Source organism: Leifsonia sp. NPDC080035 (genome assembly GCF_040050925.1).
Lineage (GTDB): Bacteria > Actinomycetota > Actinomycetes > Actinomycetales > Microbacteriaceae > Leifsonia.
Genome location: NZ_CP157390.1, coordinates 2,927,284 through 2,940,845, shown reverse-complemented (window position 1 = coordinate 2,940,845; position 13,562 = coordinate 2,927,284). Strand labels below are relative to the sequence as shown.

The 13,562-nt window shown below is 73.2% G+C and carries 13 protein-coding genes; 11 read left to right on the top strand and 2 right to left on the bottom strand.

The features are described from left to right. Window positions 1-51: 51 nt before the first annotated feature. On the bottom strand, window positions 52-2,622 hold the full coding sequence (locus AAME72_RS14255) for a DUF3516 domain-containing protein (protein WP_348787214.1): 2,571 nt from the start codon (window positions 2,620-2,622) through the stop codon (window positions 52-54). Window positions 2,623-2,667: 45 nt separating this feature from the next. Between AAME72_RS14255 and AAME72_RS14250 the strand changes: the two genes are divergently transcribed. The 11 genes from AAME72_RS14250 to AAME72_RS14200 all read left to right on the top strand — a co-directional run bounded on the left by AAME72_RS14250 (window position 2,668) and on the right by AAME72_RS14200 (window position 13,184). Next, window positions 2,668-4,194: a molybdopterin-dependent oxidoreductase gene (locus AAME72_RS14250; RefSeq protein WP_348787213.1), complete on the top strand. Its 1,527-nt coding sequence runs from the start codon at window positions 2,668-2,670 to the stop codon at window positions 4,192-4,194. A gap of 56 nt (window positions 4,195-4,250) precedes the next feature. Continuing rightward, window positions 4,251-5,381, top strand: coding sequence for a ThiF family adenylyltransferase (locus tag AAME72_RS14245; RefSeq protein WP_348787212.1), 1,131 nt, complete (start codon window positions 4,251-4,253; stop codon window positions 5,379-5,381). Window positions 5,382-5,402: 21 nt separating this feature from the next. Further along, window positions 5,403-6,617 (top strand): gephyrin-like molybdotransferase Glp, encoded by a 1,215-nt coding sequence (glp, locus tag AAME72_RS14240; RefSeq protein WP_348787211.1) that lies wholly within the window; start codon window positions 5,403-5,405, stop codon window positions 6,615-6,617. Continuing rightward, window positions 6,614-7,618, top strand: a complete 1,005-nt coding sequence (moaCB, locus tag AAME72_RS14235) for a bifunctional molybdenum cofactor biosynthesis protein MoaC/MoaB (RefSeq protein WP_348787210.1) — start codon at window positions 6,614-6,616, stop codon at window positions 7,616-7,618. Before glp ends, moaCB begins: the two co-directional genes overlap by 4 nt. Next, complete coding sequence (locus AAME72_RS14230; protein ID WP_348787209.1) at window positions 7,615-8,037, top strand: molybdenum cofactor biosynthesis protein MoaE; 423 nt, start codon at window positions 7,615-7,617, stop codon at window positions 8,035-8,037. The genes moaCB and AAME72_RS14230 overlap by 4 nt, the downstream gene beginning before the upstream one ends. A gap of 248 nt (window positions 8,038-8,285) precedes the next feature. Further along, on the top strand, window positions 8,286-9,152 hold the full coding sequence (locus tag AAME72_RS14225) for a hypothetical protein (protein ID WP_348787208.1): 867 nt from the start codon (window positions 8,286-8,288) through the stop codon (window positions 9,150-9,152). 72 nt (window positions 9,153-9,224) lie between these two features. After that, the gene (locus tag AAME72_RS14220) at window positions 9,225-10,088 is read left to right on the top strand and encodes a L,D-transpeptidase (RefSeq protein WP_348787207.1); all 864 of its coding nucleotides are present in this window, start codon (window positions 9,225-9,227) and stop codon (window positions 10,086-10,088) included. Between the two features lie 42 nt (window positions 10,089-10,130). Further along, window positions 10,131-10,535: a TOBE domain-containing protein gene (locus AAME72_RS14215; protein WP_348787206.1), complete on the top strand. Its 405-nt coding sequence runs from the start codon at window positions 10,131-10,133 to the stop codon at window positions 10,533-10,535. Beyond that, a complete protein-coding gene (gene modA, locus AAME72_RS14210; RefSeq protein ID WP_348787205.1) occupies window positions 10,532-11,356 on the top strand; it encodes a molybdate ABC transporter substrate-binding protein in 825 nt (274 codons plus the stop codon). Before AAME72_RS14215 ends, modA begins: the two co-directional genes overlap by 4 nt. Then, a complete protein-coding gene (locus AAME72_RS14205) occupies window positions 11,353-12,129 on the top strand; it encodes an ABC transporter permease (RefSeq protein ID WP_348787204.1) in 777 nt (258 codons plus the stop codon). Before modA ends, AAME72_RS14205 begins: the two co-directional genes overlap by 4 nt. After that, window positions 12,126-13,184 (top strand): ABC transporter ATP-binding protein, encoded by a 1,059-nt coding sequence (locus tag AAME72_RS14200; RefSeq protein ID WP_348787203.1) that lies wholly within the window; start codon window positions 12,126-12,128, stop codon window positions 13,182-13,184. The genes AAME72_RS14205 and AAME72_RS14200 overlap by 4 nt, the downstream gene beginning before the upstream one ends. Before the next feature lie 18 nt (window positions 13,185-13,202). Here AAME72_RS14200 and AAME72_RS14195 read toward each other — a convergent pair whose 3' ends face one another. Beyond that, window positions 13,203-13,547: a hypothetical protein gene (locus AAME72_RS14195; protein WP_348787202.1), complete on the bottom strand. Its 345-nt coding sequence runs from the start codon at window positions 13,545-13,547 to the stop codon at window positions 13,203-13,205. Window positions 13,548-13,562: the final 15 nt, after the last annotated feature.

The window sequence follows — 13,562 nt, the reverse complement described above, 5'->3', positions numbered from 1 at the left end:
TTTAGGCGACCGAGTAGATACTCACACCTCCCCTCGCCGCACGTCAAACCGTCACAGACGATCGACAGCGGTGACCCGGACGACGGCGGTTCCGGCGCGTGCCGATGCCTCCAGGAGCACCTCCGCCGCGATCCCCCAGTCGTGATCGCCGGAGGGGTCCGAGAGGATCTGGCGCACCCTCCAGACGCCCTCGGTCGCGGCCGGAGACTCGTCCACGACGATCATCGCCGCCGACCGCGCAGCGGCGTCCGTGAGGATCTCGTCGTGCTCGGCGTAGTAGCCTTCCAGCGCCTCGTCCCACTGCAGCTCGGTGAACGACGGCGCGGGCGCCTCCGCCAGCACCGCCGCATCCGCCTCCAGTGCGCCGAGCTCCTGGATCCGGTCGAGCGCCGCGAGCTGCACCCTCCGGAACAGCTCGTTGCGCACGAGCACGAAGAACGCGCGCCGGTTCGTCGTGACGTTCCGCGGGGCGGGCGGCGCGAGCTCGGCCGTCTCGGCGTAGTGCCGAGCGGCGTCGGGATGCACGAGCTCCTCCCACTCGTCGAGCAGGCTCGAGTCGACCTGGCGCACCAGCTCGCCGAGCCACTCCACGATGTCGCGGAGCTCCTCTGTCCTGGCCTCCAGCGGCACGGTCTGACCGAGCGCGCGGTACGCGTCCGACAGGTAGCGCAGCACAACGCCCTCCGAGCGGGCCAGCTTGTAGAACGAGACGAACTCGCCGAACGTCATCGCGCGCTCGTAGAGGTCGCGGACCACGGACTTCGGGCTCAGCTCGAAGTCGGCCACCCACGGCTGACTGGCGGCGTAGGTCGCGAACGCCTCGTGCAGCAGCTCGTCGTGGGGCTTGGGATGCGTGACCTGCTCCAGCGCCTCCATCCGGTCGTCGTACTCGACGCCCTCCGCCTTCATCGCGGCGACGGCCTCCCCGCGCGCGACGAACTGCTGGGCGCCGAGCACCGGCCGCGGGTCGTCGAGGGTCGCCTCCACCACCGAGACGATGTCCAGCGCGTAGGTCGGGGATTCGGGGTCGAACAGCTCGAACGCGGCGAGCGCGAACGGCGAGAGCGGCTGGTTGAGCGCGAAGTTCGGCTGCAGGTCCACCGTGAGCCGGATGTCGCCGTCGACGACCTCCACGACGCCCGCAGCGAGCAGCGACCGGTACAGGCCGAGCGCGCGCCGGGCGAGCGCGAGCTGCCGCTTCCACGGCTCGTGGTTGTCGAACACCAGGTCGCGCACGTGGCCGAAGACGTCGCCGCCCCGGCCGATCACGTTGATGAGCATGGCGCTGGTGATCTGCATGGAGGACGTCAGTGTCTCCGGCTCGGCGTCCACGAGCTTGCGGAAGGACGGCTCCCCCCAGGAGACGAACCCCTCCGGCGCCTTCTTGCGCACGATCTTGCGCCGCTTCTTCGGGTCGTCGCCCGCCTTCTCCAGCGCCTTGAGGTTCTCGCTCTCGTGCTCCGGGGCCTGCACGACGACGGTCCCGGCGGTGTCGTAGCCTGCGCGCCCGGCCCGGCCGGCGATCTGGTGGAACTCGCGGGCGTTCAGCTGCCGCATCCTGGTGCCGTCGAACTTGGTGAGGGCGGTCAGCAGGACGGTGCGGATGGGAACGTTGATGCCGACGCCGAGGGTGTCGGTGCCGCAGATCACCCGGAGCATCCCGCGCTGCGCGAGCTGCTCGACGAGCCTGCGGTACTTGGGCAGCATCCCGGCGTGGTGCACGCCGATGCCTTGCCGCAGGAGACGGGACAGTGTTCGTCCGAAGGAGGTCGTGAAGCGGAAGTCGCCGATCAGCTCCGCGATCGCGTCGCGCTGCTCGCGGCTCGCGATCTTCGCACTGGAGAGCGACTGCGCGCGCTCCAGCGCCGCGAGCTGCGAGAAGTGGACGACGTAGACCGGCGCCTGCCCGGTGTTCAGCAGGTCGTCGATGGTCTCGTGGACCGGCGTGACCTCGTAGTAGTAGTGCAACGGGACGGGGCGCTCGACGCCGGTGACCGTGGCGGTCTCGCGCCCGGTGCGGCGGCTCAGGTCCTCGGCGAGCGCGGTCACGTCGCCGAGCGTCGCCGACATGAGCACGAACTGCGCGCGGTGCAGGGTCAGCAGCGGGACCTGCCACGCCCAGCCGCGGTCCGGGTCCGAATAGAAGTGGAACTCGTCCATGACCACTTGGCCGACGGCGGTGTCCTCGCCCTGACGCAGCGCGAGGTTCGCCAGGATCTCCGCGGTGCAGCAGATGATCGGCGCATCGGCGTTCACGGCGGAGTCGCCTGTCATCATCCCCACGTTCTCCGCGCCGAAGATGTCGACGAGCGCGAAGAACTTCTCCGACACCAGGGCCTTGATCGGTGCGGTGTAGAAGCTGCGCTCCCCGCGCGCCATCGCGGCGAAGTGCGCGGCGACGGCGACGAGCGACTTGCCCGTTCCGGTGGGTGTGCTCAGGATGAGGTTCGACCCGCCGACGATCTCGATGACGGACTCGTCCTGCGCCGGGTAGAGGGTGAGCCCTCTCCCGCCCGCCCAGGCGACGAACGCGTCGTAGACGGCGTCCTCTCCGACGGTGCCGGGGCCGGTCCAGCCGGGGAGGTCTGCGGCGCTGAGCCGGGATGCTGTGGCGTCGGACATGATGGCTCCACCCTTTCACAGCATCGCGGACCTACGCTGAGCGCTATGAGGTCCTTCTGGCGCCCGGCCGCGGCCGGCGTCGCGAGCGTGGTCGCCGGTGTCGGCGCCGCGGAGCTGGTCAGCGCCTTCGTCGTGCAGGACGGCAGCCCTGTGCTCGTGGTCGGCGCCCTGGTGATCGACCTCACGCCCGCCTGGCTGAAGGACGCCGTGATCGGCGTCTTCGGCACCGGGGACAAGGCGTTCCTCATCGTCTCGCTCGCGGTGGCGCTGGTCGCCGGCGGCGCTCTCGCGGGCTGGCTGGAGGCACTGCGCCCGCCGGTCGGCCGCATCCTGATCGGCTTGGGAGGCGCGATCGGCGTGCTGGCGGCACTGACGCGCGCGGGCTCCGGGCTCGTGAACGCGCTTCCGTCGGCGCTCGCGGCCGTCGCCGGCATCCTGTTGCTCGGCTGGCTGGTCGGGCTGCTGCGCGGAACCGCGCCGACGAGGGCCGCGCCGCGCGGGAGCGTGTCGCGGCGGCGGTTCGTGTCGGCCACCGCGACGACGGCCGTGGCGGGTGCTCTGGCCGCGATCGCCGGGCAACTGGTCGCGTCCGGCTACCGGGCCGCGTCGGCCGCCCGCGCCGCCTTCCGGCTGCCGAAGCCCGCGGTGGCCGCTGCTCCCATCCCTGCGGCCGCGTCCTTCGACATCGCCGGGCTCTCGCCGATCGTCACGCCGAACGCCGACTTCTACCGCATCGACACCGCCCTGCAGATCCCGGGCATCCAGCCGCAGGACTGGCGGCTTCGGATCACCGGGATGGTGGAGCACGAGGTCAAGCTGACCTTCGCCGAGCTGCTCGCCCTGCCGCTGGAGGAGTCGACGACGACGCTCACCTGCGTCTCCAACGAGGTGGGCGGCGACCTCATCGGCAACGCGACCTGGCTCGGCTACCCGGTGCGGCACCTGCTCGCGAGGGCCGTTCCGAGCGCCGACGCGGACATGGTGCTCTCGCGCAGCCAGGACGGCTGGACCGCGAGCACGCCGCTGGAGGCGCTCACCGACGACCGCAACGCCATCCTCGCCGTCGGGATGAACGGCCAGCCGCTCCCCCTCGAGCACGGCTACCCGGTGCGGATGGTGGTCCCCGGCCTCTACGGATACGTGTCGGCGACGAAGTGGGTGGTCGAGCTGCAGGTCACGCGGTTCGACAGGGTCACCTCCTACTGGACCGACCGCGGCTGGTCGCAGCGCGGCCCCGTCAAGCTGTCCTCGCGCATCGACGTGCCGGCCGACGGCAGGACGGTCCAGCGCGGGACCGTCGCCGTGGCCGGGGTGGCGTGGTCGCAGCACGTCGGGGTGAGCGCCGTGCACGTGCAGATCGACGACGGACCCTGGCAGGAGGCGACGCTCGCGGACGCGATCTCGGCCGACACCTGGCGGCAGTGGCGGTTCGCGTGGGACGCCGCCACCGGCCACCACCGCATCCGGGTCAGAGCGACCGACGCGCACGGCACCGTGCAGACCGCGCGCGTCCAGGACGTCGTCCCCGACGGCGCGACCGGCCTCCACACCATCGACGTGACCGTCTCCTGACCCCTCGGCCGCCCGCCGGACCGCCGGCCGCCGGGCGGGGGTGGTTAGCTGGGCGCATGACCCTTCCTCCGCTTGTCGAACCGGGCCCGGAGCTCTCCCCGGAGCGGACGGCGCGCTACGCCCGCACGACGCAGCTGCCCGGGTTCGGGGCCGACGCGCAGCGCCGTCTCCGCGCCGCCCGGGTGCTGGTCGTCGGCGCCGGCGGTCTCGGCTCCGCCGTGCTGCCCCTCCTGGCGTCCGCCGGGTTCGGGACGATCGGGATCGTCGACGACGACCGCGTCGAGCTCAGCAACCTGCCGCGGCAGACCGTGCACACGCCAGCCGACGTCGGCAGGGGCAAGGCCGAGTCCGCCGCAGAGACGGTGCTGGCCATGGACCCGGAGACCGACGTGGTCGTCATCCCGGAGCGGCTGACCTCCGCCAACGCGGAGCGGATCCTCGCCGGGTTCGACCTCGTGCTCGACGGCAGCGACAATTTCCCGACGCGATACCTCGTCAACGACGCCGCGCTTCTCGCCGGCCTCCCCGTCGTGTGGGGCGCCGTGCACCAGACCGGCGGCCAGGCGGCCCTCAGCTGGGCGGCGCACGGACCGCACTACCGCGACCTGTTCCCCGTCCCACCGGAGCCGGGGAGCATCCCGAACTGCGCCGAGGCGGGGGCGCTCCCCAGCGTGTGCGGGGTCATCGGCTCGATCATGGTCGGCGAGGCGATCAAGCTCGTCACGGGGACGGGCGAGCCGCTGCTCGGCCGCGTGATCGTCCACGACGCGCTGCGCGGCACCTTCCGCGAGCTCGCCTACGAACGCGACCCTGCGGGCGCCCCGGTGACCGAGCTGATCGACTACGACCTGTTCTGCGGCGTCGCGGACACGGTGTCGGCGGGCGAGCTGCGGGCGCGGCTGGAGGCCGGCGAGCCGCACATCCTGCTGGACGTCCGAGAGCCGTGGGAGGCCGACATCGCCGAGATCCCGGGGTCCCTGCTCGTCCCGCTGGATGTGGTGGTGCGGGATGCGTCCGGCGTCGCCGCCCGGCTCGGCGACGACCCGCTCGTGATCGTCTGCCACCACGGCGTGCGCGCCGAGACCGCGCGCCGGCTGCTGGCGGACGCCGGGACGCCGGGACTCGTGCTGGCGGGCGGCATCGACGCGTGGGCGAGGGACGTCGATCCGTCCCTCGCGCGCTACTGACCCGAGCGGGATACTGAACGCATGACACCCCCGCGCAGCGCCGACGAGCACGCCGAGACCGTCGCGAGGCTGCTCGCGCCCCTGACCGCGGAGCCGGCCGTCGAGTCGCTCCCGCTGGCCGCGGCTTCCGGCAGGATCAGCGCGGGCGACATCCGCTCCGAGGTGGACCTGCCGCTGTTCCGCAACTCGCAGATGGACGGCTTCGCCGTGCGCGCGGCGGACATCCGCAGAACGCCGGTCGCCCTGGAGGTCGCTGGCGACATCCCCGCCGGCCACGAGACCCCGGTCGCCCACACGCCCGGCACCGCGATCCGGATCATGACGGGCGCTCCGGTCCCCGCCGGCGCCGACGCCGTCGTTCCCGTCGAGGACACCGAGCTCATCCTCGGTCGCGACGACGACCTCGCCGGCGCGATCGTGGAGATCCGCCGGTCGCGCGAGCGCGGCGAGTACGTGCGCGAGCGCGGCAGCGACCTGCGCAGGGGCGAGGTGCTCGTGCCCGCCGGCACGCGGCTCGCCCCTCGGCATCTGGCGGCGCTGGCCGCGGCCGGGGTGGAGTCGGTCCTCGTCCGATCGCGGCTGAAGGTCGGCATCCTGACGACCGGATCCGAGCTCACGACGCCGGAGTCGCCCGCGCGCTTCGGCCAGGTGTTCGACGCGAACGGCGTCGCGCTGGCGGCCCTCGTCGAGGAGGCGGGGGCCTCGGTCGCCGTCCGCCGGACCAGCGACGACGACCCCGCCACCTTCGCCCGGCTCTTCGACGAGGCCGTCGCCTCCTGCGACCTGGTGATCACCTCCGGCGGCATCTCGAAGGGCGCCTACGAGGTGGTCAGGGAGGTGCTCGCGCCGCGCGGCGCCGAGGTCACCACCGTCGCGATGCAGCCGGGCGGCCCGCAGGCGACCGCGGTCGTCGACGGGGTGCCGGTGCTCTGCTTCCCTGGCAACCCCGTGAGCACGCAGATCTCGTTCACCGTGTTCCTGCGCGCACCGCTGCGAGCGGCCTCGGGCCTCGACCCGCTCCCGCTGTCCACGGCCAGGCTCGCCGAACCGGTGCGGTCGGTGCCCGGCAAGCGCCAGTTCCTGCGCGGACGGCTGACCGACGGCGAGGTCTCCCCCGTCGCAGGACCCGGCTCGCACCTGGTCGCCGCGATGGCGCGCGCGGACGTGCTGCTGGACATCCCGGCGCACGTCGAGAGCGTCGATGCCGGATCGGACGTGACAGTGTGGACGCTATGACAGAGCTCAGCCACCTGGACTCCGACGGCCGCGCCCGCATGGTCGACGTCGGCGAGAAGCCGGAGACCGAGCGCGAGGCCGTCGCGCGCGGTCACCTGCAGACGACCCCGGACGTGGTCCGGCTGGTCGCCGCCGACGGGATGCCCAAGGCGGACGTGCTGGCGACCGCCCGCATCGCGGGGATCACCGGGGCCAAGCGCACGAGCGACCTCATCCCGCTCTGCCACCCGCTGCCGCTGACCTCGGTGCGCGTCGACTTCCGGCTCGACGAAGCGGCCGGGCGCATCAACATCGAGACCATCGCGAAGACGCGCGGGCGCACCGGGGTGGAGATGGAGGCGCTGACCGCCGTCGCCGTCGCCGGGCTGACGCTGCACGACATGGTCAAGGCGGTGGATCCGGCGGCCGTGCTCACCGAGGTGCGGCTCGTGGAGAAGCGCGGGGGCAAGCGCGGCGAGTGGCGACGGGACGGCGAGACCGCGGAGCCCGCGGTGCTGGAGGCGGACGAGGCTGCGGGCTCGGCCGCCCCGCGCGAGGACGCCGCGGTCGTGCTCGTCTCCTCGACGCGCGCCGCGGCCGGAGCCGCGGAGGACGCGACCGGCCCCGTGATCGCGGAGTGGCTCTCGCGCCACGGGTTCCGCGCGGAGGTGCGCGTGGTCGCCGATGCCGCGATCGCGGAGGCGGTCCGCGCTGGGACCGCCGAGCATCCCGCCGTGCTGATCACCACGGGCGGCACCGGCGTCTCCCCCGACGACCGGACCCCCGAGGCAACCGCGGCGGTGCTCGACCGCGAGCTGCCAGGGGTCGCAGAGGCGCTGCGCGCCCGCGGCGCCGCGGCGACGCCGCTCGCGGCGCTCAGCCGCGGCAGGGCAGGCATCGCCGGCCGCACGATCGTGGTGAACCTGCCCGGCTCGCGCGGCGGAGTCGCCGACGGGCTCGCCGTGCTGGACGACCTGCTCCCGCACCTGATCGACCAGCTCCGAGGGGGTGACCACGCGTGAGCGGCACGGAGACGGTGCTCGCCGCCGTCACGGATGAGCCGCTGGACCCGGCGGTCGTCGACGCGTTCGTGTGGCGCGCCGACGCCGGAGCCGTCGTGTCCTTCCAGGGCATCGTCCGCGACCACGACGGAGGGCGCACGGTCACCGCGCTCGACTATCGCGCGCATCCCGACGCGGAGGCGTTCCTGCGCGCCTGCTGCGCGGAGGTCGCGGAGCGCACCGGACTCCGCGTCGCCGCTGCGCACCGGGTGGGTGCGCTGACGATCGGGGACATCGCGCTCGTCGCCGCGGTCGCCGCGCCGCACCGGGCGGAGGCGTTCGCCGCCTGCGCCGAGCTGGTCGAGACGATCAAGGCACGGGTGCCGATCTGGAAGCGTCAGCGCTTCGATGATGGGGCCTCCGAGTGGGTGGGTCTCTGAGCCGAGCGCGGTGACCCGCACTGCGCGGTGAGAGGAACGGCCCTGCGCCGAGGCCGGGACCGACGCACCCCACACGGAGCGGCGTCGGGCGCGGCACGCAGTGGAACGAGCTGTCCACGGAGCAGAGCGTCCCGGGCCCGAAGGCCGCGGTCGCGCACTCTAGCGTTGCCACGAAGCGGCCCCGGCCGTTCCGATTCCACCGACACGCGTCCGCCTTCCGTGACGCCTGACTTCTGTAGAGGACACAGATGCTCTCCACTCGATCCGGGCGCGCCGCGTCCGTCCTGGCCGCCGCCGCACTCGTCGGCGGCGGCCTCTTCGCGACGATGCCGGCCTACGCCGACGACGCGACGCCGACCGACCCGCCCGCCTCGACCGAGACCCCGGCCCCGGCCGACCCGGCCGCGCCCGAGACGCCCGAAGCGGCAGCGCCGACGTTCACCGCGACTCCCACGTCCTTCACCCTCGGCGCGTGGAACGGCACGGACTTCGGGCCCGTCTCCCTGGGCGATGGCCTGAGCATCGCCGGCACCGGGTTCGCCGCGTCGACCGCGGTCACCGTCACGCTGACCGGCTCCTACGACGGCGTGGAGATCACCACGGAGGCCACCACCGTCACCACGGACGACACGGGCGCCTTCGACACGACCTGGATCCCCGAGCACGGGCTCTCCTCGGGACTGTCGTACGCGGTCACCGCCGCCGACGGAACGACCACGGCGGACGCCGTCGACCTCACGGTGCTGGCACCCGCGGGGGCCGTCGCCATCCCGAGCACGCTCACCACGCAGCAGCTCCACGACACCGGTGTCATCGTCATCGCCGGTGGCTTCACCCCGGGCGAGGTCGTCACGGTGACGAGCACCTACGCAGGGGCCGTCGAAACCCACAGCGGCACCGCGAACGTGAACGGCGCGGTCGCCTACGGCGAGTCGTGGTACGGCACCCTGCCCGCCGGCACCATCTCCTACACCCTGACGGGCGCCGACAGCGGCCACGTCGAGACGACAACGGTCACGGTGACCGGTGACACCGTCACGACCGACCCCGGCCTCCCGACCCCGAAGGGCAAGGTCACTCCGACGACGCCGAACCTCCCGAAGGTCTCCGGCTGACCGAGGACCCGTGACCGAGAGGGTCGGCTGCATCCCCTGCGGCCGGCCCTCTCGCCGTCCCTCGAAGGAACCATGACGTCCCGACTCCCCGTCGCCGCCCTCTGCATCGCCGCCCTCGCCGTGCTGGCGGGGTGTTCGACCACCGACTCCCGGCCCACCGCCTCCGCGTCCGCCACGTCCGCCGCGTCGTCACCGTCCGCATCGACGACGGAGCCGCCATCGCTCACCTCCCGGCAGGTCATCGTGCTTCCCGCCGCGGTGTACAAGGCGGTCGTCCACGGCCTGCTCACTGCCCCCGCGGACATCTCGGACGTGACGGCGTATACCCTGCGGAAGGACGCCCCGCTGTACGGCGCCGACCGCAGCACGCCCATCGCCCGCCTGCCGATGCTCGACTTCCTGGCCGAGCCGACCGTGGTGGATGTCGTCCGCACCGACGGCCCGTGGGCGCTCGCCCTCACGCCGGCGCGCAGCATCCTGCCGTCGAAGGCGACGGCGACCGCTCCTGCCACCGCACAGACGGCCGCGTGGCTGCCGACCTCCTACCTGCAGGAGCCCCGGAAGCTCACCGGCCGCGTCGAGATCTCCGTCTCCGCCCGGACGCTCTCCATCCTCACACCCGGGTCGGCCGCGCAGACGTTCACGGTGGGTGTCGGAACGCCCGAGACGCCCACCCCGACCGGCGTGACCGGGTACCTGCAGGCCCGGTACACCGACGCCGACCAGGACCAGACCGACCACCGCATCCAGCTGACGTCGCTGCACGCCACCGGCGCAGACGAGCCGTACGGCGGCCACGACGGCGGCCTCATCGGCATCCACTTCCAGGAGACGTCGAGCGGCGCGGTCTCCCACGGCTGCATTCGAATGGATGCCGCAGGCGTCCAGGCGGTCGATGCGCTGCCGCTGGGCACACTGGTCACCGTCGTCCCCTGAGCACTCCTAGAAAGTCGCGTCTGCGGTCCTAGACTAGGCACCATGCCGCAGATACGGATCAAAGACGCCGCGCTCTACCTCGGGGTCAGCGACGACACCGTGCGCAGGTGGATCGAGGCCGGCATCATCGGCAGCGCAAGGGACACCGCCGGCCGCACGGTCGTCGACGGGCTCGAGCTCGCGCGGCTGGCCAAGCAGCAGGCCGTGCTGCCCGCGGACCCGGCCGGCGTCGGCCGGTCGGCGCGCAACCGGTTCGTCGGCATCGTCACCGACATCGTGATGGACCGTGTCATGGCACAGGTGGAGCTGCAGTGCGGGCCGCACCGCGTCGTCTCCCTCATCAGCAGCGAGGCCGTGCGCGAACTCGGGCTCGAGCCCGGCTCCGTCGCCGTCGCCGTCGTCAAGGCCACCAACGTCATCGTCGAGACCGCAGGAGTCCCCGAATGAGGCCGTCCCGCGCCCCCTCCCGCTCACGCCGCCGCCCGGTCTCCGTGGTCGCCGCAGGCGCTGCGCTCGCCGCCGTTCTGCTCGCCACCACGGGATGCTCGGCGGCGTCGCCGTCCGCCAGCGGCTCGACGACGACGACCGGCGCAACGGGCACCATCACCGTCTTCGCGGCGGCATCTCTGACGAAGACCTTCACCGAGCTCGGGAAGGACTTCGAGGAGGCGAACCCCGGCAGCACGGTGACGTTCAGCTTCGGCGGCTCCTCCGACCTGGTCAGCCAGCTGAGCGCCGGAGCGCCCGCCGACGTGTTCGCCTCCGCCGACGAGGCGAACATGAAGAAGGCCGTGACGGCGAGCGTCACCTCCGGCGATCCGGTGGACTTCGCGACGAACATCCTCGCCATCGCGGTCCCACCGGGCAACCCGGCGCACGTCACGTCGTTCGCCGACCTGGCGAAGCCGGGGGTCAAGACCGTGGTCTGCGCCCCGCAGGTGCCGTGCGGCACCGCCACCGCGAAGGTGGAGGCGAGCTCCGGTGTGACGCTCAAGCCGGTCAGCCAGGAGTCGTCCGTCACCGACGTGCTCGGCAAGGTGATCGCCGGCGAGGCCGACGCGGGCATCGTCTACGCGACCGACGTCACGGGCGCGTCAGGCAAGGTCACGTCCGTGCCGTTCCCCGAGGCGAAGGATGTCGTCAACACCTATCCGATCGCGACGGTCGGCCAGGGCGCGAACGCGGAGGGCGGGAAGGCGTTCCTCGCCTACGTCACCGGACCGGAGGGCCGCGCGGTGCTGAAGGCGGCCGGCTTCGGGGCGCCGTGAGCTCGGGCGTCCCGCGCTGGGTGCTGGTGATCGCGGGACTGGGTGCGCTCTTCGTCCTGCTACCGCTCGCGGCGATGGTCGTCCGCGTCGACTGGGCGCACTTCCTCGCTCTGGTCACGTCGCCGTCGTCGGTGGATGCGCTGCTGCTCAGCCTGCGCACCTCGCTGCTGGCCACCGCCGCCTGCCTGGTGCTCGGCATCCCGATGGCCGTGGTGCTGGCCCGGGTGCCGTTTCGCGGTCGCGGCCTGCTGCGCGCGGTCGTGCTGCTCCCGCTGGTGCTGCCTCCCGTCGTGGGCGGCCTCGCGCTCCTCGCGCTCTACGGCAGGCGCGGCCTGCTGGACGGCGCGCTGAATGTGGCCTTCTCGACGCCCGCCGTTGTCATCGCGCAGACCTTCGTCGCCCTGCCTTTCCTGGTCCTCAGCCTCGAGGGCGCGCTGCGCACGGGCGGCGAGCGCTACGAGGCGGTGGCGGCGACCCTCGGCGCCCGCCCCTCGACCGTGCTCCTCCGGGTGACGCTTCCGCTGGTCGCCCCGGCCATTCTGTCCGGGGCGATCCTGTCGTTCGCCCGCGCCCTCGGCGAGTTCGGCGCAACACTCACCTTCGCCGGCAGCCTGCAGGGTGTGACCAGGACGCTGCCGCTGGAGATCTACCTGCAGCGTGAGACGGATCCCGACGCCGCCGTCGCCCTCTCGCTGGTGCTGATCGCGGTGGCGATCGCCGTCGTCGCCGTGGCGCACGGCGCGGGCGAACCGCTGCGGAGGAGGACCGCATGACCCTCCGCCTCCGCGCCTCCCTCGCCGAGCGGGGCGTCGACGTCGACCTCCGGCTGGCCGCGGGCGAGACGCTCGCACTGCTCGGGCCGAACGGCGCCGGAAAGTCGTCGGTGCTCGCGATTCTCGCGGGACTGTTGCGGCCGGACACCGGAAGCGCCGCGCTCGGCGATGATGTGCTGTTCGAGCTCCCGGCGTCCGGTCCCGCCCGATGGCTGCCCCCGCACCGCCGCGGCATCGCCCTGCTCGCGCAGGACGCGCTGCTCTTCCCGCACCTCAGCGTGCGCAGGAACGTCGAGTTCGCCCCGCGATCGGCCGGTGTCCCGCGCACCGAGGCGAGGGAGCGGGCCGACCGGTGGCTCGAGCGGACGGGGTGCGCCGCCTTCGCCGACCGCCGGCCAGGCGACCTCTCCGGCGGGCAGGCGCAGCGCGTCGCGATCGCCCGAGCCCTGGCGGCCGAACCCCTGCTCACGCTCCTGGACGAACCGCTCGCCTCGCTCGACGTGAGCGTCGCCGCCGAGCTGCGCGGGATGCTCTCCGACGTGCTCGCCGCGCGGACGGCGGTGATCGTGACGCACGACGCCCTCGACGCCTACCTGCTCGCCGACCGGGTCGCGGTGCTGGGGGCCGGGCGCGTCGTGGAGGAGGGACCGACCGCGCGGGTGCTCGCGCATCCCCGGCACCCGTTCACCGCAGAGCTCGCCGGGCTGACCCTGCTGACCGGACGCCGGACCCGGGATGGACTGGTGACGGACGACGGCTTCGCCCTGGCGGGGACGACGGCCGCGCCGGTCGCCGAAGGCGCGCGGGTGACCGCGGTGGTGCGTCCGTCCGCGGTCTCCGTGTCGATGCCGCGGACCGGCGGCCGCGAGCCGGACGCCGACGGCATCCCGGCCACGGTGACCGCGCTCGAGCCGCGCGACGACCTCGTGCGCATCCGCACCGATCGCCTCACCGCCCTGACCCCCGCCGCCCTGGTCGCCGAGCTCCGCCTCGCCCCCGGCACGCGCGTCCGGCTCTCGGTGCCCGAGTCGGACGTGCACATCACGCCCGTCTGAGGCGCGAGCGGGCAGGGGTCAGTGCGAGCCGAGCTGCGAGTCTACGAGCGCGAAGCCGCCGTTCGGGTTCTTCGAGGGCTGCGGCTCGTCGAACGCCGGGTTCGCCTTGCCCGGCAGGCTCTGAGGGGCGATGCGGCCGTGCGCGCGCACGGCGACGATGATGGCGGCGACGCACAGTCCGAGCAGCAGCACGCCCGCGGCCACGAGCAGCCAGCCGGCGGCCTCGCCGCGGGTCAGCTGCACGATCCCGAACGGGGCGGTGAGCCACGCGCCCGCACCGGTGACGACCGCCAGCACGATCAGCCAGGCGAACCGGACCCTGCTGCGGTGCACCCGATCGAATTCCGTCATGTACGCGCTCATGGCGACCCCCTTTTC